This is a genomic window from Celeribacter marinus (genome assembly GCF_001308265.1).
GTDB lineage: Bacteria > Pseudomonadota > Alphaproteobacteria > Rhodobacterales > Rhodobacteraceae > Celeribacter > Celeribacter marinus.
In genome coordinates this window covers 691,818-714,087 of the sequence record NZ_CP012023.1, presented here as the reverse complement: position 1 = coordinate 714,087, position 22,270 = coordinate 691,818, and the positions used below count along the sequence as shown (strand labels likewise).

The 22,270-nt window shown below is 57.0% G+C and carries 19 protein-coding genes; 13 read left to right on the top strand and 6 right to left on the bottom strand.

Translation table 11 applies throughout. The features are described from left to right. The first annotated feature begins 100 nt into the window (after positions 1–100). Together lpdA and IMCC12053_RS03385 are read left to right on the top strand one after the other, a co-directional pair. On the top strand, positions 101–1,495 hold the full coding sequence (lpdA, locus tag IMCC12053_RS03390; RefSeq protein WP_062215750.1) for a dihydrolipoyl dehydrogenase: 1,395 nt from the start codon (positions 101–103) through the stop codon (positions 1,493–1,495). 143 nt (positions 1,496–1,638) lie between these two features. Then, positions 1,639–2,613 carry a LysR family transcriptional regulator gene (locus tag IMCC12053_RS03385; RefSeq protein ID WP_062215748.1) on the top strand — a complete coding sequence of 325 codons (975 nt, stop codon included), beginning with the start codon at positions 1,639–1,641 and terminating at the stop codon, positions 2,611–2,613. A 66-nt stretch (positions 2,614–2,679) separates the two neighbouring features. Here the strand turns inward: IMCC12053_RS03385 and IMCC12053_RS03380 are convergent, their stop codons facing one another. Then, on the bottom strand, positions 2,680–3,036 hold the full coding sequence (locus IMCC12053_RS03380) for a rhodanese-like domain-containing protein (protein ID WP_062215746.1): 357 nt from the start codon (positions 3,034–3,036) through the stop codon (positions 2,680–2,682). Between the two features lie 251 nt (positions 3,037–3,287). On the opposite strand from IMCC12053_RS03380, the gene uvrA reads away from it, so the two are divergent. Next, a complete protein-coding gene (gene uvrA / locus IMCC12053_RS03375; protein WP_062215744.1) occupies positions 3,288–6,170 on the top strand; it encodes an excinuclease ABC subunit UvrA in 2,883 nt (960 codons plus the stop codon). Positions 6,171–6,258: 88 nt separating this feature from the next. Here uvrA and serS read toward each other — a convergent pair whose 3' ends face one another. Continuing rightward, positions 6,259–7,554: a serine--tRNA ligase gene (gene serS, locus IMCC12053_RS03370; RefSeq protein WP_062215742.1), complete on the bottom strand. Its 1,296-nt coding sequence runs from the start codon at positions 7,552–7,554 to the stop codon at positions 6,259–6,261. A gap of 248 nt (positions 7,555–7,802) precedes the next feature. On the opposite strand from serS, the gene yajC reads away from it, so the two are divergent. The 8 genes from yajC (at position 7,803) to IMCC12053_RS03330 (ending at position 14,115) form a co-directional block, all read left to right on the top strand. After that, positions 7,803–8,126, top strand: a complete 324-nt coding sequence (gene yajC / locus IMCC12053_RS03365) for a preprotein translocase subunit YajC (protein WP_062215740.1) — start codon at positions 7,803–7,805, stop codon at positions 8,124–8,126. A gap of 142 nt (positions 8,127–8,268) precedes the next feature. After that, positions 8,269–10,896 carry a protein translocase subunit SecD gene (secD, locus tag IMCC12053_RS03360; protein WP_062215738.1) on the top strand — a complete coding sequence of 876 codons (2,628 nt, stop codon included), beginning with the start codon at positions 8,269–8,271 and terminating at the stop codon, positions 10,894–10,896. 33 nt (positions 10,897–10,929) lie between these two features. Beyond that, positions 10,930–11,283, top strand: coding sequence for an Mth938-like domain-containing protein (locus tag IMCC12053_RS03355; RefSeq protein ID WP_062215736.1), 354 nt, complete (start codon positions 10,930–10,932; stop codon positions 11,281–11,283). A 46-nt stretch (positions 11,284–11,329) separates the two neighbouring features. Further along, positions 11,330–11,950, top strand: a complete 621-nt coding sequence (gene ccmA, locus IMCC12053_RS03350) for a heme ABC exporter ATP-binding protein CcmA (protein WP_062215734.1) — start codon at positions 11,330–11,332, stop codon at positions 11,948–11,950. Beyond that, complete coding sequence (ccmB, locus tag IMCC12053_RS03345; RefSeq protein WP_062215732.1) at positions 11,947–12,603, top strand: heme exporter protein CcmB; 657 nt, start codon at positions 11,947–11,949, stop codon at positions 12,601–12,603. Before ccmA ends, ccmB begins: the two co-directional genes overlap by 4 nt. Positions 12,604–12,669: 66 nt before the next feature. Beyond that, the gene (locus tag IMCC12053_RS03340) at positions 12,670–13,404 is read left to right on the top strand and encodes a heme ABC transporter permease (RefSeq protein WP_082389120.1); all 735 of its coding nucleotides are present in this window, start codon (positions 12,670–12,672) and stop codon (positions 13,402–13,404) included. Next, positions 13,404–13,580 carry a heme exporter protein CcmD gene (gene ccmD, locus IMCC12053_RS03335; RefSeq protein WP_062215729.1) on the top strand — a complete coding sequence of 59 codons (177 nt, stop codon included), beginning with the start codon at positions 13,404–13,406 and terminating at the stop codon, positions 13,578–13,580. Before IMCC12053_RS03340 ends, ccmD begins: the two co-directional genes overlap by 1 nt. Then, the gene (locus IMCC12053_RS03330; protein ID WP_062215727.1) at positions 13,573–14,115 is read left to right on the top strand and encodes a DsbE family thiol:disulfide interchange protein; all 543 of its coding nucleotides are present in this window, start codon (positions 13,573–13,575) and stop codon (positions 14,113–14,115) included. The genes ccmD and IMCC12053_RS03330 overlap by 8 nt, the downstream gene beginning before the upstream one ends. A 75-nt stretch (positions 14,116–14,190) precedes the next feature. Here IMCC12053_RS03330 and IMCC12053_RS03325 read toward each other — a convergent pair whose 3' ends face one another. From IMCC12053_RS03325 to acnA, 3 genes are all read right to left on the bottom strand, one after another. Beyond that, positions 14,191–15,468 (bottom strand): O-acetylhomoserine aminocarboxypropyltransferase/cysteine synthase family protein, encoded by a 1,278-nt coding sequence (locus tag IMCC12053_RS03325; RefSeq protein ID WP_062215725.1) that lies wholly within the window; start codon positions 15,466–15,468, stop codon positions 14,191–14,193. A 319-nt stretch (positions 15,469–15,787) separates the two neighbouring features. Then, complete coding sequence (locus IMCC12053_RS03320) at positions 15,788–16,471, bottom strand: DVUA0089 family protein (protein ID WP_062215723.1); 684 nt, start codon at positions 16,469–16,471, stop codon at positions 15,788–15,790. 183 nt (positions 16,472–16,654) lie between these two features. Next, positions 16,655–19,342 carry an aconitate hydratase AcnA gene (gene acnA / locus IMCC12053_RS03315; RefSeq protein ID WP_062215722.1) on the bottom strand — a complete coding sequence of 896 codons (2,688 nt, stop codon included), beginning with the start codon at positions 19,340–19,342 and terminating at the stop codon, positions 16,655–16,657. A gap of 421 nt (positions 19,343–19,763) precedes the next feature. Here acnA and IMCC12053_RS03310 point away from each other — a divergent pair, with 421 nt between their 5' ends. Together IMCC12053_RS03310 and IMCC12053_RS03305 are read left to right on the top strand one after the other, a co-directional pair. Further along, positions 19,764–20,375 carry a hypothetical protein gene (locus IMCC12053_RS03310; protein WP_062215720.1) on the top strand — a complete coding sequence of 204 codons (612 nt, stop codon included), beginning with the start codon at positions 19,764–19,766 and terminating at the stop codon, positions 20,373–20,375. Between the two features lie 183 nt (positions 20,376–20,558). Then, the gene (locus IMCC12053_RS03305) at positions 20,559–21,293 is read left to right on the top strand and encodes a DUF1223 domain-containing protein (RefSeq protein ID WP_074906257.1); all 735 of its coding nucleotides are present in this window, start codon (positions 20,559–20,561) and stop codon (positions 21,291–21,293) included. Between the two features lie 30 nt (positions 21,294–21,323). Here IMCC12053_RS03305 and IMCC12053_RS03300 read toward each other — a convergent pair whose 3' ends face one another. Continuing rightward, positions 21,324–22,256, bottom strand: coding sequence for a lysophospholipid acyltransferase family protein (locus IMCC12053_RS03300; protein ID WP_062215717.1), 933 nt, complete (start codon positions 22,254–22,256; stop codon positions 21,324–21,326). Positions 22,257–22,270: the final 14 nt, after the last annotated feature.

Sequence of the window (22,270 nt, the reverse complement as noted above, 5' to 3'; positions counted from 1 at the left end):
ATATCGGGTAGCGGGGTTTCTGCCCTGCGCGTGTCAGCATCATTGCTCCGAATTTCAAAATAGTTTAGCATCAAACTAATTTGAAATCTGGGAGGACCTCATGGCAGACCAAACCTTCGACATCGTTGTAATCGGTGCCGGCCCCGGCGGCTACGTGGCCGCTATTCGTGCAGCTCAATTGGGCCTCAATGTCGCCTGTGTCGAGCGTGAGAACCTTGGGGGCATCTGCCTGAACTGGGGCTGTATCCCGACCAAAGCACTGCTGCGCTCTGCGGAAGTTTATCACAACATGGAACGGGCCAAAGAGTTCGGCTTGTCCGCTGACACATTTTCCTTTGACCTCGACGCGATCGTGAAACGCTCGCGCGGTGTGGCCAAACAAATGAACGGCGGCATCAAGTCCCTGTTCAAAAAGAATAAAGTCACATCCATCATGGGTGAGGCGCACATCGCCGCAAAGGGCAAGGTTGTTGTCAAAACCGACAAAGGCGAAGAGACGCTTTTGGCCAAGAACATCATCGTGGCCACGGGCGCACGTGCCCGTGAATTGCCCGGCCTTGAGGCCGACGGTGATCTGGTGTGGACATACCGCCATGCGCTTGTCCCCAAGCGGATGCCAAAGAAATTGCTGGTGATTGGATCGGGCGCCATTGGCATTGAGTTTGCAAGCTTCTTTAACACATTCGGCGCGGACACCACCGTGGTCGAGGTGATGGACCGTGTCTTGCCCGTAGAGGACAAAGACATCTCGGCCTTTGCGAAAAAGCAGTTTGTAAAACAGGGTCTTACCATTCTCGAAAAGACGACTGTGAAAAAGTTGGATCGTGGCAACGGTAAGGTTGTTGCGCATTTTGAGGATGCCAACGGCACCACAACGCAAGAGTTCGACACGGTCATCTCTGCGGTTGGTATCGTGGGCAACTGCGAGGGTCTGGGGCTTGAGGACTTGGGCGTCACCATCGACCGCACTCATGTCGTGACCGATGAGTATTGTCGCACAGGTGTGGACGGTGTCTTCGCGATTGGCGATATCGCGGGCGCGCCATGGCTTGCCCACAAAGCCTCCCACGAGGGTGTTATGGTGGCTGAATTGATCGCAGGCCAAAAGCCGCACCCGATCAAGCCGAACACGATTGCAGGCTGTACCTATTGCCATCCGCAAGTGGCCTCAGTTGGCTTGACCGAAGAAAAAGCCAAGGCTGCGGGTTATACGCTCAAAGTTGGCAAATTCCCCTTTATCGGCAACGGCAAAGCGGTGGCGATGGGCGAGGGTGAGGGCTTGGTCAAGACCATCTTTGACGCCAAAACTGGCGAGCTGTTGGGCGCGCATATGATCGGCGCGGAAGTCACCGAAATGATTCAGGGGTTTGTGATCGGAAAGACCCTTGAGACCACCGAAGAAGATCTCATGCACACGGTTTTCCCACATCCGACGATGTCGGAAATGATGCATGAATCCGTCCTTGCCGCCTATGATCGCGCGATCCACATTTAAGGACGCCATAGGTTTAGATACGCGAAAGCCCCGCCATTGGTGGGGCTTTTTGCTATCGACAGACAAGGGGGCATCAGGGTGCTAAAAACGCAAAGGTGGGCGCGCCCCCTTGTGCGTTTGTGCTCATATGCTAGCGTGCTCTAATGACTGATTGGGATTCTCTTAGATATATACTCGCTGTCGCCCGTGAGGGTGGCTTGTCCGGTGCTGCGCGTGTGTTGGGCGTCAATCACGCCACGGTGTCGCGCCAGTTGGCCAAGGCCGAGGAGGTTGCGGGGGTGCGGTTTTTCACCCGTCTCGCATCTGGCTTGCAACCGACCGAAGCGGGTCAGGTGGCAATCGCCCACGCCGAAGAGGTCGAGGCGCGTATGGTTGCGCTCGATATGGCGTTGGCCTCACGCGATGAGAACGAACAAGGCGAGTTGAAAATCACCATCCCGCCGTTGCTCGCGGATGATCATTTCGCCTCTGATCTCAAAGAATTCAAAGAGTTGCACCCCGGTATCGACATTTCCATTTTGGGTGCGACCGAGGTGTTGAACCTGCATCGGCGCGAAGCGGACGTGGCCATTCGTGTGACCCGCACCCCCGAAGAGAGCCTTTGGGGACGGATGATGACCGCGCAACGTGCAGGGTGGTTTGCCTCGCCTGCGTATGTGGAACGCTATGCTGATGTGCTTGCGGGGCGTGATGTCGAGACGCGGTTGCCCTACATTTCCTTTACCCCGAGCGCACAGATTTGCCCCTCAACGCTGTTTGCCGATTTGCCGTCTTGCCGCGTGGCGTTTCACACTGATGATATGGTGTCCGCGCTGTCGCTCGCCCGCCAAGGTGTTGGAATCGTGCGCTGTTCGCATTTTCTGGGCGATCCTGATCCGGCCTTGGTCCGCGTGCCAAATGTGGCCTTGACGGACCACGTGCCGATTTGGGTTTTGACCCATCCCGACCTGCGCCACGTGCCCCGCGTTACCGAATTTATGCGCTTTATCGCTGGTCGGTTTTCCGCGCGGCGACGTCTATACATGGGGCCGGATGGTGACATCGCAGGCAATTCAATGCGAGCGGATGGGGCAAAATTCGAAGGAACAACCACAAGTGTGACTGAGCCCGCCGAATAACGCGATGATTTAAAAAACACGCCATGAAGGTTACCATGGCGTGCTTTTTTGTGAGAGATATGCGCGTTAAACCTGTTCGAGTTCTCCGCCCGCCTGCACCCAATCATACAAGCCGCCCAAGTTGTCGACATGGTCGTGGCCAAATTGCCCTAGCATCCGTTTTGCACCCGCCGAGCGCGCCCCAGAGGCGCAATAGACCACGATGTGTTTGCCCTGTTTGAACGCGGGCAAGCATTCCGGCGAGGACGGATTGGCCTTCATTTGCAAGTCAATCATGGGGACATTTATCGCCCCTTTTGCTTTGCCCGATCCACGCAATTCGCCCGCATCGCGCACGTCGACCAACACGAGCGTCCCCGCGTCCAAGCCTGAAACGACGTCCGAGACAGCGATCCGCGTTTTGCCTTTTAACAATCCAAACATGGATGATTCCTTTGATTATTCATGCGTTATTTGACGCTAAAATATGGGCTTTGGGCGCGCGGGTCTGTGATGAAATCACCAAACCTTGGCGTATGCGCACTGAGAGGGGCGCATTGCGGTAGTTATGTGTAAAAAAGTTGAACAAAGGGCATGTGTTCATATTTCGTTCTTCTTTTTGGGTTGGAAGGTGCGCGCCAACCGACTAGATATGACAGAGCCGGCGAGGCGTGGACATTCCAAGGGTAGGGCAGATGGCCGATCTAAAATCAATCGAAGTACGCGGCGCGCGCGAGCACAATCTCAAAAACATCAATGTGGATATTCCGCGCGACCAATTGGTTGTGATCACCGGTCTGTCGGGGTCGGGTAAATCCTCGCTCGCGTTTGATACGATCTACGCCGAGGGTCAGCGTCGATATGTCGAGAGCTTGAGCGCCTATGCGCGTCAGTTCCTTGATATGATGGGGAAACCTGACGTCGATCACATTTCGGGCCTCAGCCCCGCGATCTCGATTGAACAAAAAACCACGTCGAAAAACCCACGTTCAACGGTGGGGACGGTTACAGAAATCTATGACTACATGCGTCTGCTGTTTGCGCGCGCAGGCACGCCGTATTCGCCCGCCACAGGTGAGCCGATCGAGGCGCAACAGGTCCAAGACATGGTGGATATCATCATGGCGATGGAGGAGGGCACGCGCGGCTTTTTGTTGGCCCCGATTGTGCGCGACCGAAAAGGCGAATACCGCAAGGAATTCCTAGAGCTGCGCAAGCAAGGCTTTCAGCGGGTCAAGGTCGACGGTGAGTTCTACGAACTGGACGAGCCACCCACACTCGATAAGAAATTTCGCCACAACATTGACGTTGTAGTCGACCGTTTGGTGGTGCGTGACGGGTTGGAGACGCGGTTGGCCGACAGCTTGCGCACCGCACTTGATCTTGCGGACGGGATTGCAATTTTGGAAACCGCGCCAAAGGATGACGCAGAGCCGGAACGCATTACGTTTTCAGAAAATTTCGCCTGTCCTGTCAGCGGCTTTACCATTCCCGAAATCGAGCCACGGCTGTTCTCGTTCAACGCGCCGTTTGGGGCGTGTCCGACCTGTGACGGTCTGGGCATGGAGTTGTTTTTCGACGAGCGTCTGGTGGTGCCTGATGCGGCGCTAAAGGTGGCCGATGGCGCTATCGCACCGTGGCGCAAAGGTAAAACGCCGTTTTTCCTACAAACCATCGAAGCCCTTGCAAAGCATTACGAATTTGATGCCAAAACCCCATGGAAAGATCTGCCTGCGCATGTCCAACAGGTGTTTTTGTACGGCTCGGGGACGGAGGAAATTCCGTTTCGGTATGACGAGGGCGGCCGCGTCTACGAGGTCACCCGTAGTTTTGAGGGCGTGGTGCCGAACATGGAACGCCGCTACCGCGAAACCGATAGCAATTGGGTCCGCGAAGAGTTCGAGCGTTACCAAAACAACCGTGCGTGCGGGGCCTGTGGTGGCTACCGCCTTCGTGAGGAGGCTTTGGCCGTCAAAATCGGACCTCACGGCGGCACACCCGATCAGTTGTTGCATGTGGGTCAAGTGGTCAACATGTCGATCCGCGAGGCCTATTCGTGGATTGACGGCGTGATGGATCAAATGACGCGTCAAAAACAAGATATTGCGCGCGCCATTGTCAAAGAGATCCGTGAACGACTTGGCTTTCTCAACAACGTTGGCCTTGAATACCTGACGATGAGCCGCAATGCGGGCACGCTATCGGGCGGCGAAAGTCAGCGTATTCGTTTGGCGAGCCAAATCGGTTCGGGGCTACAGGGCGTGCTTTATGTGCTCGATGAGCCATCCATCGGCTTGCACCAACGCGACAACGATCGCCTGATCGGGACACTCAAAAACCTGCGCGATCAGGGCAACACGGTGATCGTGGTCGAGCATGACGAGGATATGATCCGTGAGGCGGATTACGTGTTTGACCTCGGTCCGGGGGCCGGTGTTCACGGCGGCCAAATCGTGGCCAAAGGCACGCCGGAGGAAATCGAGGCGGACCCTGCGTCTTTGACAGGTCAGTACCTGACGGGCGCGCGTGAAATTGCCATTCCCGCCAAGCGGCGCAAGGGCAATAAAAAGAAGATCAAAGTGGTAAACGCCACGGGCAACAACCTAAAAAACGTCACTGCGGAGTTCCCGTTGGGACAATTCGTATGTGTTTCTGGGGTGTCGGGTGGCGGCAAATCAACACTTACCATTGAGACCCTGTTCAAGACCGCGTCAATGCGCCTGAACGGGGCGCGCCAGACGCCTGCGCCGTGCGAAACCATCAAAGGTTTGGAGCACCTCGATAAGGTGATCGACATCGATCAACGCGCCATCGGGCGCACCCCGCGCTCCAACCCTGCGACTTATACCGGCGCGTTCACGCCGATCCGCGATTGGTTCGCGGGACTGCCCGAATCCAAAGCGCGCGGTTACAAACCGGGGCGCTTTAGTTTCAACGTCAAAGGCGGGCGGTGTGAGGCCTGTCAGGGCGATGGCGTGATCAAGATCGAGATGCACTTTTTGCCCGATGTCTACGTCGAATGTGAGACGTGCAAAGGGGCGCGGTACAATCGAGAAACCTTAGAAATTCGCTTTAAAGGCAAAAGCATAGCGGACGTTCTTGATATGACGGTTGAGGATGCGCAAACCTTCTTTAAGGCAGTGCCAAGCATTCGCGAAAAGATGGATGCGCTGATGCGCGTGGGCCTTGGTTATATCAAGGTCGGACAACAGGCGACGACCCTGTCAGGCGGTGAGGCGCAGCGCGTCAAACTGTCCAAAGAGTTGGCCAGACGCTCGACGGGCCGCACGCTTTATATTCTCGATGAGCCAACAACGGGTTTGCACTTCGAAGACGTGAAAAAGCTTCTCGAAGTGCTGCACGAGTTGGTCGATCAGGGCAATTCGATGATCGTGATTGAACACAACCTTGATGTGATCAAGACCGCCGATCACGTCATAGATATCGGACCTGAAGGCGGTGATGGCGGCGGCGAAATCGTGGCCACAGGCACACCTGAACAAGTGGCCGAAGTTGCGGCCAGCCATACGGGGCGCTACCTCAAAGCGATGCTAAGCAAGGCTAAAGCAACAAAGTAAGTGTGAGATTTGATCCACGTAAAAGGCCACCCGATCGGGTGGCCTTTCTTGATTTGCGGCACTGAGGTGTCGACGATCTTTAGAATGATTACGCGGTGAGCGCACCGTCGACGTTGAGGGTCAATTTGCCGCCCAAATAGGGGGCCAGAACGGCAGGCAATGTGACCGATCCGTCCGCCTGTTGACCATTCTCCAGTACGGCGATGAGGCAACGGCCTACGGCGAGGCCTGACCCGTTCAAGGTATGCACAAATTGCGGTTTGCCGCCATCAGCGGGTTTGAACCGTGCGTTCATGCGGCGTGCTTGGAATGCGCCCGTTGTCGAGACGGACGAGATTTCGCGGTAGGCGTTTTGACCGGGCAACCATGCCTCGATGTCAAAGGTGCGCCGCGCGCCAAAGCCGATGTCGCCGGTGCACAATTCAACGGTCCGGTAGGGCACGCCGAGTTTTTCAAGGATCCCTTCGGCGCAGCCGAGCATGCGTTTTTGTTCGTCATCTGAGGCGTCAGGATGCGTGATCGAGACCATTTCGACCTTTTCGAACTGGTGTTGACGCAGCATGCCCGAGGTGTCGCGCCCTGCGCTGCCCGCTTCGGAGCGAAAGCACAGCGAATGCGATGTGAGGCGGATCGGCAAAGCGGCCTCATCCAGGGTCTCACCCGCCACGGAATAGGTAAGCGGGACTTCGGAGGTCGGGATGAGCCACCATCCGTTGGTGGTCTGGTAGCTGTCATCACCAAATTTGGGCAACTTATCAGTGCCATACATGGCTTCGTCACGGACCAGAACGGGGGTGTTGATCTCGGTGAGGCCGTTTTCGTCGACATGGGTATCGAGCATGAATTGCGACAGGGCGCGGTGGATGCGGGCCACGGCCCCCTTAAGCATCACAAAGCGCGCGCCCGAAATTTTGGCCCCCGTGGCGAAATCCATCGAGGCCGCAACGCTGGCCAATTCGAAATGCTCTTTGGCGGCAAAGTCATAAGACGGCACATCGCCCCAACGTTTGATCTCAACGTTGTCGGCCTCATCAGCGCCGTGTGGCACATCGTCGGCGGGCAGGTTGGGGATGCGCGCCAGCATGTCGGTCAGTTTGGCGTCATCGGCCTTAGCCTCATCCGTCAGGCGGGCAATCTCGGCCTTTTTCTCGGCCACAAGGGCGCGTAGGCGTTCGAACTCGGCCTCGTCGCCTTTGGCTTTGGCGGCACCGACCTCTTTGGAGGCGCGGTTCTGCTCGGCTTTGGCGTCTTCGGCGGCCCCGATTTTGGCGCGGCGCGACCCGTCGAGGGCAAGAACCTCACCGGACATGCCAGACAGCCCACGGCGGGCCAGTGCGGCGTCAAAAGCGTCAGGGTTTTCGCGAATGGCCTTAATGTCGTGCATCGGAGAATGTCCTCTTGGGTGGAATATGTTGGCCCGCTTATGCCTCAGGCGGGGGGCGTGATCAACGGGGGGATTGTCGTGCGCCCTTTGCGTTCCTAAATGGAGGAGACTTGCGCTCCGACAGGCCTGCGCACAAAGCCGTTAAAAAGACGGTTGGGTTTCTTGCCAAGCCCACAGGCCACAGATAGGGTGCGCGGCGACTTATGGGGGGCGTGTCCTCCTGCGACTTAAACAAAAAGGACGACCAGATGTTCGTAACCCCCGCCTATGCACAAGCCGCCGGTGGCGCTGCTGCTAACCCGATCATGCAATTCGCGCCGCTGATCCTGATTTTTGCGATCATGTATTTCCTCATGATCCGCCCGCAGCAGAAAAAAGCGAAGGCCCATCAGGCGATGATTGCCGCCGTGCGCCGTGGCGACGAAGTTGTGACCGCCGGTGGTATCTACGGCAAAGTGACCAAAGTGCGCGAAGATGGCACATTGGACATCGAAGTGTCCGATGGCGTTAAGGTCCGCGTTCTGGGCGGCACATTGTCCAACGTGATTTCAAAGACCGAGCCCGCGTCCTAAGACAGGTCTCCCCCTAACAAGGCCCGCCCGATCCGGTGCGGGCCTTTCGCGCTTTATAAGAGCGTCTGTGATCCGATGACCGCGCCCGCATTGGGGTGCTCCCTAAAACGGGCTTTGGCCCAAACCGACAGGCAAAGACATCATGCTGCAAATCTCGCGTTGGAAAAAGATCGTGATCTGGGGGCTTGTCGCCCTTGGGCTTTATGCCGCGCTACCCAATGCGTTTTATGCACGCGTCGAGGGACACAATGATGCGGTTGCAGCCATTGAAAGTGCGGGGGAGACGTCGGAACGCGCCGCCGCGCGTGATGCATGGCCCTCTTATTTGCCAACCGGCCTTGTGAACCTTGGTCTTGACCTTCGCGGCGGGGCACATTTGCTCGGTGAGGTCGAGGTGGGCGAAGTCTACGCGGCGCGTGTCGATACCCTTTGGCCGGATGTACGTGATGCCCTTCGTGACGAGCGTGACACGGTTGGCACCATTCGCCGCCTTGATGCGCCTGACGGATTGTTGCGTGTGCGTATTTCACAAGCGGATGGCATGGAAACGGCACTGGCGGCCGTGCGCGCATTGGCCTCTCCTGTGGTGTCGCTGACCGCAGCGGGCCAAAAGGACTACGTGGTCGCGGCCAATAATGATGTGATTACGGTTGAGTTGTCGGAGGCCGAAAAGGCCGCCACGGATACCCGCACCATGCAGCAGTCGCTCGAAATTATCCGCCGCCGTGTGGATGAGGTGGGCACGCGCGAGCCAACCATCCAACGCCAAGGCGAGGATCGCATTTTGATCCAAGTGCCTGGTATCGGCTCGGCTTCTGAATTGAAATCCTTGATCGGCACTACGGCCAAACTGACGTTCAACCCTGTGGTGGGCCAGACCTCGAATCCTGACCAAGCGCCGGGTGCGCGCAATTTCATAGCACCTTCGCTCGATCAGGCGGGCGTCTACTACATCCTCGAAGAGACACCCGTGGTCTCGGGCGACGAGTTGACCGATAGCCAGCCCGCGTTTGACCAAAACGGACGCCCCGCAGTGACGTTCCGTTTTAACCCAACGGGCGCGCGCAAATTTGGCGACTACACGGCTGCCAATGTCGGCGCGCCGTTTGCGATTGTTCTTGATAACGAAGTGATCTCCGCGCCGCGCATCAATGAGGCGATCCGTGGCGGCTCTGGCCAGATCACGGGCAATTTCTCGGTCGAGGAAAGCACGGAATTGTCGGTGTTGCTGCGTGCCGGTGCGCTCCCTGCCAAGATCAATTTCCTTGAAGAACGCACAATTGGTCCGGAACTTGGGGCCGATAGCATCGAGGCGGGCAAACTGGCCACGATGGTGGCCTTTGGGGCTGTGTTGATCTTTATGGGCGTGTCATACGGATTGTTTGGCATCTTTGCCAACATCGCCTTGATCATTAACGTTGGGTTGTTGTTCGGATTGTTGTCGATGATCGGGGCCACGCTCACCTTGCCCGGTATTGCGGGGATCGTGCTGACGGTCGGGATGGCCGTGGATGCCAACGTGTTGGTGTTCGAACGCATCCGCGAGGAATTGAAAACCGCCAAAGGGGTCGGACGCGCCATTGAACTTGGCTACGAAAAAGCGCTCTCGGCAATCATCGACGCCAACATCACCACCTTTATCACCGCTGCGATCTTGTTCATCATGGGGTCTGGTCCGGTTAAAGGGTTTGCGGTCACGCTTGCCCTCGGGATCATGACCTCCGTGTTCACCGCCATTTTTGTGACCCGCGCCATGGTTGTTATGTGGTATGGCCGCAAAAATCGCAAAGGTTGGACACTCAAGGGTTTGAAACTCGTGCGCGATGATACGACCGTTGATTTCTTTAAGGTCGCCAAAGTCACATTCGGGTTTTCGGGTGCCATGGTTGTTGTTGCATTGGTCTCGTTCTTGATGATGGGTTTGAATTTCGGCATTGATTTCAGAGGTGGCACAACCATCCGCACCCAATCGGAATCCGCGGTGGATGTCGCTGATTACCGCGCCGCCCTTGCTCCACTGGGGTTTGGTGATGTGTCGATTACCGAAGTGTTCGATCCAAACTTTGCCGAAAATCAACACGTGGCCATGATCCGCATCGAAGCTCAAGATGACGTGTCATCGGTCGCGCCAGAAACGATCCAGACGGTTGAGGACGCGCTCAAGGTTGTGGACGAAAGCATCACGTTCCCCTCGGTGGAATCGGTCGGGCCAAAGGTCTCGGGGGAGCTGATCAAAACCGCCATTTACGCCGTTGTCGCCGCCATTGCGGCCGTGCTGTTCTACATTTGGCTCCGCTTTGAATGGCAATTCGCCGTTGGTGCGGTGGTCGCGCTGGTCCACGATATTGCCATCACAATCGGCATTTTCGCGATCTTTAAAATCCAGTTTGATCTCACCATTATTGCGGCCTTGCTTACCATCGTGGGCTACTCGCTCAACGATACTGTTGTGGTGTTCGACCGTGTGCGTGAGAACCTGCGCAAGTACAAAAAGCTTGAACTGTCGGGCGTGCTCAACATGTCGATCAACGAAACATTGGCGCGCACTGTAATGACCTCGGGCACGACACTTGTGGCGCTTATCGCGCTGTTGGTTTTGGGCGGCGATGTGATCCGTGGCTTCGTCTTTGCCATGACGCTCGGCATTGTGGTTGGTACGTGGTCGTCGGTCTTTGTGGCCTCCAACATCTTGTTGTGGCTCGGTGTCAAACGGGATTGGGACAAAAAAGACCCAACGCCGGGTATCCAAGCAGACGGCAGTGCCGTTTGACCCTTTTGACAGAATAAACGCGGGACGCCCTCCATGCAGATCAATGATATGCCCTTTGAAGATGCGGTGCCGATTGACGGCTACGGTCCGAATTTCTTTCGGGTCAAAGGCGTGGTTCACGAGGGCGCGATGATGCTCATGGGGGCGAGCGCGACACAGTGGGGGGGCTACGACGATGTAGCGCCCTTGTTGGCGCTCGCCGGGCGCGTTGATTTCATTTTGTTTGGCACAGGGGAAGAGATGGCGCATTTGCCGCCCGCCTTGCGCCAACAGCTCGACACCGCAGGGATCGGGGCCGAGTTCATGGCGACGCCCACCGCGTGCCGCAGCTATAACATCCTAGCCTCCGAAGGACGCCGCGTAGCTGTGGCGTTGCTGCCCGTTTGATCGGTGTCAGTTTGCCCGTCCGGCCATACGGTGTAGGGTGCGCAATATGAACTTGATCCATGTTGAAAATCTGACCGTTTCACGCGGTGGTATGCCCGTCCTTGAGGGGCTTAATTTCTCGGTGCCGGCGGGTGATATTCTGGTGCTGCGCGGTCCCAATGGATCAGGCAAAACCACGTTATTGCGCACATTGGCCCGATTGCAGCCGCCCTATGCGGGGGCCGTGATGTGCGATCCTGAAACGGTGGCCTATGCGGCGCATGCGGATGGATTGAAATCAACCTTGAGCGTGACCGAAAACCTCGCCTTTTGGGCGGGGATCTATGGCGGATACGATATTGAAGCTGCCCTTATGGCGTTTGATCTCGACGGGTTGCGCGATCGACTTGCGGGCAACCTTTCGGCGGGCCAAAAACGCCGCTTGGGTTTGGCGCGCTTGTTGGTGACGGGGCGGCCCGTTTGGGTGCTCGACGAGCCAACCGTGTCGCTTGATGCGGCTTCGGTGGCGTTGTTCGGTGCGGCCGTAAAGGCGCATGTCACTGCGGGTGGGGCGGCGGTGATTGCCACGCATATTGATCTGGGCGTCGATGAGACGGTGTTTGACGTCACCCCGTTCAAGGCGCGCGCAGACACGGTTCACAATGATTTTGACGAGGCGTTTTTATGATCCGGCTGTTGTGGCGTGATTTGACGCTTGGTGTGCGGGCAGGGGGCGGTTTCGGCCTTGGCCTCGGGTTCTTTTTGATTCTCGTCACGCTTGTTCCGTTCGGGGTCGGGCCGAACGCAGAAAACCTAGCGGTGATTGCGCCGGGTATCTTGTGGATTGGGGCGCTGCTTGCGTGTCTTTTGTCGCTCGACCGGATTTTTGCGCTCGATTTCGAGGATGGATCATTGGACCTGTTGGCCACCGCGCCCATCCCGCTTGAGGGTGTCGTCGCGATGAAGGCCTTGGCGCATTGGATCACCACGGGGTTGCCTCTGGTTGTTGCGGCCCCCGCACTTGGGTTTTTGCTCCATCTTGACGGTGCGGCCTACCGTTGGCTGATCATCACATTGTTGATCGGCACGCCTGCGCTGTCATTTATCGGCGCGTTCGGTGCGGCGCTTACGGTTGGTCTGAAACGCGGCGGGCTGTTGATGAGCCTGCTGGTGTTGCCGCTTTATATCCCCACGCTGATTTTCGGGGCCGAAGTGGTGCGGCGCGGCGCGGACGGGTTTCTTGTGACCACGCCATTGATGATGCAGGCGGGAATTTCGGCCGGCTCAGTGGCCTTGCTGCCCTTTGCCGCAGCCGCAGCGATCCGGATCGCGTTGAGGTGAGTTGAGGCTTATATGCGTTTGATCTAATGTGTCGGACGACAAAGGGAGAACGACATGGCGTCAGGCATGAACATTATCTGGGAATGGGCCAATCCGCGCAAATTTATGGCGTGGACGGATCGCGCGTTGCCAACCATCGCGGTTTTGGCCGCCATCGTGTTTGTGGGCGGTTTGGTCTGGGGCTTTTTCTTTACGCCCGATGATTACCGCCAAGGCGCCACGATCAAGATTTTCTATCTCCATGTGCCCTCTGCGATGATGGCGATCAACATCTGGGTAATGATGTTGGTCACTTCGCTGATCTGGATTGTGCGGCGTCACCATGTGTCCGCATTGGCCGCCAAAGCGGCGGCTCCCATCGGGGCGATCATGACGCTCATCGCGCTATTCACGGGGGCGATTTGGGGCAAGCCGATGTGGGGCACCTATTGGGAATGGGATCCGCGACTGACTTCCTTTTTGATCCTGCTGCTCTTTTACATCGGCTATATGGCGCTGTGGGAAGCGATTGAAAATCCAGACACGGCGGCGGATTTGACCTCCGTGTTGTGTCTTGTCGGCTCGGTCTTTGCGCTGTTGTCGCGCTACGCGGTCAATTTTTGGAACCAAGGGTTGCACCAAGGCGCATCGCTGTCGATGGACGAAAAGGAAAACGTGGCGGACGTGTTTTGGTACCCCGCCTTAATGGCCATTGCGGGGTTTGTCCTTTTATTTATCACGCTTGTGTTGCTGCGCACACGGACCGAAATCCGTCAACGCCGCCTGCAAGCCATTGAAATGCGCGAAAGGGTTCAAGGCTGATGATGCCCGATCTTGGAAAATACGCGGGCGATGTGTATGCCGCTTATGGCGTGTCGCTGCTGTTGCTGGCTTTGTTGATCTGGCGGTCTTTAGCACGCTCACGCTCGGTGAAACGCCGTCTTGTTGATGCGGAGCACCGCAAAGCTGCGCGGGCGAAAGGATCTCAAAATGCCTAAAATTTCCCCTCTTATGGCGGCTCCGCCGCTGTTGTTTGCGGTGCTTGCGGGGCTGTTTATTTTCGGGATGGGACGCGATGATGCGTCTCGGTTGCCGACCGCACAGGCGGGCAAAGATGCGCCGTCCATTGCCGCGCTCACGCCGTTGGGTGATCTTGCGCCCCTGAGCGACGAGATGTTGGATCAAGGCGGGGTCAAGCTCGTCAACTACTGGGCCTCATGGTGTGCGCCGTGCCGTGCCGAGCACCCGCAACTCGAAGCGATGGCCCAAAGCGGTATCACCATTTACGGTATCAACTACAAAGACGAAGCCCCCAAAGCGCTTGGTTTTTTGAACGAGTTGGGCAATCCTTACGCCGCTATCGGTCAGGACAGCCCCGGGCGCACGGCGCTTGAATGGGGCGTGTACGGCGTGCCTGAAACCTATGTGATCGATGCCAAAGGGAAGATCACATACCGCTTTGCAGGGCCGATTACCCAAGATGTGTTGGACAAATATATCAAGCCTGAGATTGCGAAAGCCGCCGCAAACTAAGGCGATTCTCGGATCCTATACTATGCAAAAGGCCGCCCCGATTGGGACGGCCTTTGTCGTTTTGTCTCGCACAGTTTAGCTGAGTGCCTGATCCAGATCCGCAATCAAATCCGCGGCGTCTTCGATTCCGATGGACAGGCGTAGCACGTTGCGGCCAACGCCCGCTTTGACCTGCTCGGCGTCCGTCAACTGGCGGTGCGTGGTCGAGGCAGGGTGGATCACGAGGGAGCGGGTATCGCCAAGGTTGGCAACATGGCTGAACAGGTCCATTTTGCTGACCGTTTCAACGCATCCCTCATAACCGCTTTTGAGAGCAACTGTGAACAGCGCACCGGCGCCGCGCGGGCAGATCCGTGTGACGCGATCATAGTACGGCGAGGACGGAAGCCCCGCATAAGTGACCGCCTCAATGCGCGCGTCACCCTCAAGCCATGTGGCGATTTCGCGCGCGTTTTGCACGTGCTTTTGCATGCGCAGGCTCAGCGTCTCAATCCCCATCAGCGTGTAGTGTGCCGCTTGCGGGTTCATGGTCATGCCCAGATCGCGCAGGCCCACAGCAATGGAGTGGAACGTATAGGCCATCGGGCCAAAGGTCTCGGTGAATGTCAGGCCGTGATAGGCGGGTTCGGGGGCTGCGAGAGACGGGAATTTACCCGAAGCGGCCCAATCGAACGTACCGCTATCGACCACAGCGCCGCCTGTGACGGTGCCGTTGCCTGTGAGGTATTTGGTGGTGGAATGCACGACCAAGGTGGCCCCGTGCTTGATCGGGTTGCACAGGTACGGGGTCGCGGTTGTGTTGTCGACGATCAGCGGAATACCCGCATCGTTGGAAATTGTCCCAATGGCGTCGAGGTCTGTAATGACACCGCCGGGATTGGCGATGGTTTCACAGAAAACCGCGCGGGTGTCGTCGTCGATGGCATCGCGTACCGCGTCGAGATCGTCGAAATCGACAAATTTTGCGGACCAGCCAAAGCGTTTGAAGGTTTGCGAGAATTGCGTAAGCGTGCCGCCATACAGGCGCGTCGAGGCGATGATATTGCAACCCGGCTGCATCAGCGGGAAGAGCGCCATGATTTGCGCGGCGTGGCCAGAGGAACACGCGATACCGCCAACGCCACCCTCAAGGGCAACGATACGATTGGCAAGCGCCATAACGGTTGGGTTGGTCAGGCGCGAATAGATATATCCGACTTCTTCGAGGTTGAACAAACGGGCCGCATGTTCGGCGTCCTTGAACGCATAGGCGGTGGTTTGATAGATCGGCACCTGACGCGCGCCTGTTGCTGGATCCGGCGCAGTGCCTGCGTGGACTTGCAATGTATCAAAACCGAGTTTTTTGTCTGACATAGTGTTCTCCCGACATGTTGAGTTGGCGGGAGATTACGCGCTCACTTTACGTGGCGCAATGTCGCAGGTGATTAGAGCAGACCCAAAAGTAAAATTGGGAGGATAACAAGCCACTCTGCCCATGGCAGCGGGATGTGGCGGGGGCGTGCAAGTGCGCGGTGGGGATGGGGTTTGTGTTCCATCCCGCAAGTGTGGCGCAAAACTGTTACGATTTTCTTTATGTGTGGGGATGGTCAGGCGGGCACAGTCCTCGGGCGGGCCAAGTCCTCGGGCGGGCCAAGTCTTCAGGCGGGCCAAGTCTTTAGGCGGGCCCCAGTCTTCAAGCGGGAAGGGCCGCATGGGTCAGGGTCTGTGCTGACTTTTTACGCCGCCGCATTAGCATTGGCACTGCGAACGCCCCGAGCAACAATGGCATGGACGCGGGCAGGGGCACGGCGGGGACGCCGTCCACCACAAGGTTCTCACCCGTCATTGCAATTTGGTAGTTGTACGTGGCTAGAACCGTGCCGTTTTCGGGCAGGGTGTTCCAGTTGGCCACGCCGCCATACACATTGCCGTCTACGACGTCTGTTTGGTAGTCAATATCACCGGCCCCATTGCCGCCCCAGTTCATCCATTGTCCAACCACAGCGATATAGTCGCCCGCCGCCAAATTGACCGACAGATAGGAATCGAGAACATCGGGATAATTGATGTCATCATTGAACGCGATGAGGTCGTTTTGGCTGAAGTTATTGTCTGCTTCGAACAGGTAGATATAGGGGTCAAAGACACCATCAACGGCTTCGACGCCAAACGAGAACGTGCCTTGTTCCACGCTAAACGAGATCGCCGACATTTCCGTGTACCAATCGGTTTCGGTGAAAAAACCGCGTTGGCGGGTTTGGCTCATGGTGGAGACGGACCCGTCAAATGTTGTGGATACCGTCAGGGCTACGGCGTCTTGGGCAATCGGCGCGAGGGCGAGTGCGATCAGGCCAGCGGTGAGGGATCTACAGGTCATGGCGGGTCTTTCCAAAAGGCAAGGGTCGGATGGTGGTCGGATGGTCTAAGTTGGTTAATTTATGCCCGACGAATGTGGCCCGATTGTGCCTTAACCAAGGATTAACCATGAAAAAAGGCCCCGCTTGCGCGGAGCCTTTCTACAGTTTGTAAGAGGCCTGAGGCTATACAGCCGCGTGGCGTCTTAGGCTTTTGCGAGGTTGCGCAGCACGTAGTGCAGCACGCCACCGTTTTCGATGTACTCGATTTCAGGAGCTGTATCGATGCGGCATTTGACCGTGATGTCTTTGGTGGTGCCGTCCGCATAGGTGATATTTGCGGTCAACTCTTGCAGCGGGGAAACGCTATCAAGACCCAAAATGGTCACTGTCTCGTCGCCCGTCAGGCCCAGAGATTTGCGGCTGTCACCACCGGTGAACTCAAACGGAACAACGCCCATACCAACCAGGTTGGAGCGGTGAATACGCTCAAAGCTTTCGGCAATCACGGCCTTGACGCCCAACAGCGCAGTCCCTTTGGCCGCCCAGTCGCGCGAGGAACCCGCGCCGTACTGTTCGCCTGCAAAGATGACAAGCGGTGTCCCTGCCTCTTGGTACGCCATGGACGCGTCATAGATCGCCGCCTGCGCGCCGTCTGGTCCTTTGGTGTAACCGCCCTCAACTCCGTCAAGCATCTCGTTCTTGATGCGAATGTTGGCAAAGGTGCCGCGCATCATGATCTGGTGGTTGCCACGACGTGAGCCGTAGGAGTTGAATTCACGCGGGGACACTTGGCGTTCGGTCAGATACTTGCCTGCCGGTGTCGATTGCGCAAATCCGCCCGCAGGGGAAATGTGGTCGGTTGTGACCATATCGCCCAAGATCGCGAGGACTTTTGCATCCGTGACGTTGGCAATCGTGCCTTTTTCCTTGGACATGCCTTGGAAGTAGGGCGGGTTTTGGATGTAGGTCGAGGAGGTTGGCCAATCGTAGGTCTCACTCTCGGTTACATCGACGGCCTGCCATTTTTCGTCGCCTTTGAATACATCTGCGTATTTGGACAAGAACGCTTCGCGAGTCACGGTCTTTTCAACGAGATCGGAGATCTCTTTGTTCGTGGGCCAGATGTCTTTGAGGTACACGTCATTGCCGTTTTTGTCCGTGCCAAGTGGCTCGGTTGTCAGGTCAATGTTCATGTCACCGGCAAGGGCATAGGCGACCACGAGGGGCGGCGATGCGAGATAGTTGGCGCGCACATCGGGGGAGATACGTCCCTCAAAGTTGCGGTTGCCCGACAAGACAGCCGTTGCCACCAGATCGCCCTCGGCGATCGCGTCAGAAATCTCTTGCTGGATTGGACCTGAGTTACCGATACAGGTAGTACAGCCGTAGCCAACAAGGTTGAAACCGATCGCGTCGAGGTCCTCTTGGAGGCCAGCTGCTTCAAGGTATTCCGTCACAACCTGAGAGCCGGGAGCGAGGGATGTTTTCACCCAAGGCTTGCGGTTCAGACCCAATTCGCGTGCTTTGCGTGCCACAAGGCCCGCACCGATCATCACGTAAGGGTTGGATGTGTTGGTACATGAGGTAATGGAGGCGATCACAACCTTGCCCGAGGACATAGTGTAATCTTCGCCTTTCACGGCGACCTCTTTGCCTTGTTCGCGCTTGAACGTGTTTTCCATCTCGTCTGCAAAGGCAGATTTGGATGCGGTCAATGCCACGTAGTCTTGTGGGCGTTTTGGACCCGAGATGGCAGGCACGATTTCGCCCATGTCCAGCTCAAGTGTCGAGGTGTAAACGGGTGCGTAATCCGCATCGCGCCAAAAGCCGTTCTCTTTGGCATAAGCTTCGACGAGGGCTACGCGATCTTCGTCACGGCCTGTCTGTTTGAGGTAGCGCAGGGTTTCATCATCGATCGGGAAGAAACCACAGGTTGCACCATACTCAGGCGCCATGTTGGCAATGGTCGAGCGGTCTGCGAGGGGCAGACGGTCAAGGCCGTCGCCGTAGAACTCGACGAATTTGCCAACCACACCGTGGGCGCGCAGCATTTCAACGACTTTGAGCACGAGATCGGTGGCGGTTGTGCCCTCGACCATTGCGCCGGTCAGTTTAAAGCCGACAACTTCGGGGATGAGCATCGAGATTGGCTGGCCAAGCATGGCTGCCTCTGCCTCGATGCCGCCAACGCCCCAACCCAGAACGGCCAAACCGTTAACCATGGTGGTGTGGCTGTCAGTGCCCACGAGCGTGTCGGGGTATGCCACTTCGACGCCGTTTTGGTCTTTGTCGGTCCAAACGGTCTGTGCGAGGTATTCCACGTTCACCTGGTGACAGATGCCTGTGCCCGGTGGCACAACGCGGAAGTTTTCAAACGCGGTCTGACCCCATTTGAGGAACTGGTAGCGCTCCATGTTGCGCTCGTATTCGCGGTCCACGTTCATTTGGAACGCGCGCGGGTTGCCGAACTCGTCGATCATGACGGAGTGGTCAATCACGAGGTCCACGGGAACCAGCGGGTTAATCTTTTTGGCGTCGCCACCCAAGGCTTTGATACCGTCACGCATGGCGGCGAGGTCGACAACGGCGGGAACGCCGGTGAAATCCTGCATCAACACGCGGGCAGGGCGGTAGGCGATCTCACGCGGGTTTTTACCACCGTTTGCGCCCCATTCGGAAAACGCCTTGATATCATCGGTGGAGACGGAGAAACCGCCGTCCTCAAACCGCAAGATGTTCTCGAGCACCACTTTGAGCGATGCAGGCAGTTTGGAGAAATCACCAAAACCGGCCTCTTGTGCGGCGGGGATTGAGTAATAGGCGAGTTTTTTGCCGTTTACGTCGAGCGTGCGGCGGGTTTTTGCGGTGTCATTACCGACAACAACTGTCATGGGGCTTTGCCTCCCTGGCTGGATAAGGGGTTTGCTGACCTGCTTTTGACGGGTTTTGTGAGTCCAATCAAGGGGGCGATTGCGCTTTTGTATACTATTGCACACAAAAAGACGCGTGATGGTTGATATTCCATGCATGGTTTGCGCTAACAGCACGGATTCAGGCATTCGGCGCGGACTACATCACGTGATGCGGGCTGTCTCGACGCCAGACGTGCGGCCGATAGATACAGCATACCGGCAGCTTAAATCATGTTTGTAGAAAATTTTATGCGAGTTAATTGAGTGGTAACAAATGCGGCGCATAAAGGGGTCGAGCTTTAGCCTACACCGCGTGGGCAATGCATGAGGCCAACATATATTCAATCGCGTCGAACGCGCGATTGCGGCCACCAGTGTCCCCCGTATCAAGGAAATTAACATGTTTAAAACACCCGCAAAATCCAGCCGTTTGATGTCCGTCCTCTTGGCTGCCCCGCTTGCCGCCCTGTGCGCCGCTCCTATTTTGGCCGCCGATACCAATTCTGACAACGAGTATGCGCCACTTATGGAAATGTATATGACGCTCACAGTGTCCAATTGGGTGGCTGACGCGACTGTATTGGACGCTATTCGGGCGCAAAATGCCAAAACATCGGGCTTGAGTGAGGCTGAAATTATCGCTTTGGATGACGAATGGCGCGCCTCCGACGAGACCGGCGCATTGCAACGCGGAGTTTTGGAAACAGCGTCTAGCGATTTTCTGCGCGACATGGTTGCGGCCTCTGACGGCATGGTGAGCGAAGTGTTCGTGACCGATGCGGTTGGCCTAAATGTAGCAGCGTCCGTAGCCACATCGGACTACTGGCAAGGTGATGAGGACAAATTCTCCATGACCTACAGTGTCGGCGTGGATGCAATCCACATTGGTGACATGGAAGTTGACGCCTCCACAGGCGCCTACCAAGGCCAAGCGTCGATGACAATCACCGATCCTGATACCGGCGCACCGATTGGCTCCGTCACGGTCGGCCTATTGCCTGATTTCTTCTAGGGGTTTCGATCCCGTCCACCTGACCGTTCATGGTCTGAGATTGCGCGCCGAGTTTCCCCTCATGGCGCGCTTTTTCTATTTGGTGTTGCGCCGATTGCCCGATTGTAACAGCTTCTCGCAATTGGTTGATTGGCGTGTGCGCCCCGCGTTGGATAGAACGGACGTAGCAAACAGGAGACGCGGATGCGACAGGTTCTATCAGGTTTGGTCTTTGCGGCTCTGACAGCCACAAGTGCACAGGCACAAGAGGCTGCACGCGGACAGGGCGCGCAGATGACGCCCACCGTTGTGGTCGAGCTGTTTACATCGCAAGGCTGTTCGTCATGTCCACCCGCAGATGCCCTAATGGCCGAGTTGTCTGAACTGGACGGGGTTTTGCCGCTCTCGTTACATGTCGATTATTGGGATTACATCGGGTGGAAAGACGCCTTTGCCCAAGCCAAGTTCACAGATCGTCAGCGCGCCTATGCACGCGCGGCGGGTGAGCGCTCCATCTACACCCCGCAAATGATTGTGCAAGGCGTGGATCATGTGGTCGGGTTCAAGCCTATGGTTCTGGCCGAGCAAATCACACGGCGACAGGCACAATCCGGCGCGGTTCCAGTGACTTTGCACGCGGTGAAACAGGGGACGTCTCTGGAGATTTCTGCGCAGGCCACGGGCGCGCTGCCGCCCAAGATGGTCGTGCAACTCGTGCGGTTCGACCCGCATCACAGGATTGAAATCCGGCGCGGTGAAAATGCGGGGCGCATTGTCGATTACACCAACACCGTTACCGAATGGACCCCAGTGGCCGATTGGGATGGCAAAGCGCCGCTCTCCGTTGTCGTGCCCATCGTGGGCGAGGCTCGTGCAGCGGTGATTTTACAAGTGCGCGAGGCGGGCGCGATTGTCGCGGCGGTCGTGGCCGACAATTAATCTGCTGTATATCTTCGCATCGTGGCGCGGTTAGGACAGGTTCGCCTTTTTTGCGCGTTTTGCGTCAATTCTAGCGACTTTCTCCGGCTTCCAGCGGCGGTGAATCCAGAACCATTGTTCCATATGCTGCCGCGTGACCGCCTCAAGGCTATCATTGAGCGCTTGGGTCATCTCCTCGGGCGTGGTGTGGGCAATGGGTGGCTCGACCTGCACCTTGAACGACAGGCCATCCTCTTGGCGAATGCCGTAGATCGGAATGACCAAGGCGTTGTATTTTAACGCCAATTCAGCCGCCGATAGTGCGGTCATCGCCGGTTTGCCAAAATATGAGAGTTTCGCGCCGCCCCCGTTGAACACATCAACGAGAAACCCGATCATTCCACCGCCAGATAAATGACGCAAAAGCCGCGCAAACCCGCGCCGTCCGCGTGGAAAAATTGGCTGGCCAATCGTGCCAATCGCCTGTTCATAATGGGCATTGAAAAACGGGTTTCGCATGGGATTGTAAAGTGCGCCAAGGTTGAAACCCTGCGCATTCAACGCGCCGCGTGGCACATCGTAATTGCCGAAATGCCCCGTCACCAGAATGACGGGCGTGCGGGTGTCACGCGCTGCATAAAGTGCCTCAACGCCCGCCCCCTCAAAGGGCACCGATTTCATCCGCTCGACAAACGCGTCGCCTGAATAAATCTCCATCAACGTGCGTCCGGCGTTATCCGTCACGCCGCGCATCAGCCGTTTCACCTCACGCGGCGGCAAGTCTGGCATCACGTAGTTCAGGTTCGCGGCCACCCGCGCGTTGTATCCGGCAAGCGGCCCGATGATGCGCGATGTGATCCAACCAACCGTGCGCACGCGGGGACCATAGGGCAACAAAAACGCCATACGAAACACCGCGCGAATGGCGAGGTTTTGCAGGTAATGCTTCAACGAGCCTTCCAGATCTGCGCGCTTGATCTTCATGGGAGTGGTGGCCT

What these genes read in the sequence shown, in the direction of transcription:
- lpdA (WP_062215750.1), top strand. Translation starts at nt 101, where the DNA reads ATGGCAGACCAAACCTTCGACATCGTTGTAATCGGTGCCGGCCCCGGC.
- acnA (WP_062215722.1), bottom strand. Translation starts at nt 19,342, where the DNA reads ATGACAGTTGTTGTCGGTAATGACACCGCAAAAACCCGCCGCACGCTC.
- IMCC12053_RS03325 (WP_062215725.1), bottom strand. Translation starts at nt 15,468, where the DNA reads ATGTCAGACAAAAAACTCGGTTTTGATACATTGCAAGTCCACGCAGGC.
- IMCC12053_RS03320 (WP_062215723.1), bottom strand. Translation starts at nt 16,471, where the DNA reads ATGACCTGTAGATCCCTCACCGCTGGCCTGATCGCACTCGCCCTCGCG.
- secD (WP_062215738.1), top strand. Translation starts at nt 8,269, where the DNA reads ATGCTGCAAATCTCGCGTTGGAAAAAGATCGTGATCTGGGGGCTTGTC.
- IMCC12053_RS03330 (WP_062215727.1), top strand. Translation starts at nt 13,573, where the DNA reads ATGCCTAAAATTTCCCCTCTTATGGCGGCTCCGCCGCTGTTGTTTGCG.
- ccmB (WP_062215732.1), top strand. Translation starts at nt 11,947, where the DNA reads ATGATCCGGCTGTTGTGGCGTGATTTGACGCTTGGTGTGCGGGCAGGG.
- ccmA (WP_062215734.1), top strand. Translation starts at nt 11,330, where the DNA reads ATGAACTTGATCCATGTTGAAAATCTGACCGTTTCACGCGGTGGTATG.
- IMCC12053_RS03385 (WP_062215748.1), top strand. Translation starts at nt 1,639, where the DNA reads ATGACTGATTGGGATTCTCTTAGATATATACTCGCTGTCGCCCGTGAG.
- IMCC12053_RS03340 (WP_082389120.1), top strand. Translation starts at nt 12,670, where the DNA reads ATGAACATTATCTGGGAATGGGCCAATCCGCGCAAATTTATGGCGTGG.
- IMCC12053_RS03300 (WP_062215717.1), bottom strand. Translation starts at nt 22,256, where the DNA reads ATGAAGATCAAGCGCGCAGATCTGGAAGGCTCGTTGAAGCATTACCTG.
- IMCC12053_RS03310 (WP_062215720.1), top strand. Translation starts at nt 19,764, where the DNA reads ATGTTTAAAACACCCGCAAAATCCAGCCGTTTGATGTCCGTCCTCTTG.
- serS (WP_062215742.1), bottom strand. Translation starts at nt 7,554, where the DNA reads ATGCACGACATTAAGGCCATTCGCGAAAACCCTGACGCTTTTGACGCC.
- ccmD (WP_062215729.1), top strand. Translation starts at nt 13,404, where the DNA reads ATGATGCCCGATCTTGGAAAATACGCGGGCGATGTGTATGCCGCTTAT.
- IMCC12053_RS03355 (WP_062215736.1), top strand. Translation starts at nt 10,930, where the DNA reads ATGCAGATCAATGATATGCCCTTTGAAGATGCGGTGCCGATTGACGGC.
- IMCC12053_RS03305 (WP_074906257.1), top strand. Translation starts at nt 20,559, where the DNA reads ATGCGACAGGTTCTATCAGGTTTGGTCTTTGCGGCTCTGACAGCCACA.
- IMCC12053_RS03380 (WP_062215746.1), bottom strand. Translation starts at nt 3,036, where the DNA reads ATGTTTGGATTGTTAAAAGGCAAAACGCGGATCGCTGTCTCGGACGTC.
- uvrA (WP_062215744.1), top strand. Translation starts at nt 3,288, where the DNA reads ATGGCCGATCTAAAATCAATCGAAGTACGCGGCGCGCGCGAGCACAAT.
- yajC (WP_062215740.1), top strand. Translation starts at nt 7,803, where the DNA reads ATGTTCGTAACCCCCGCCTATGCACAAGCCGCCGGTGGCGCTGCTGCT.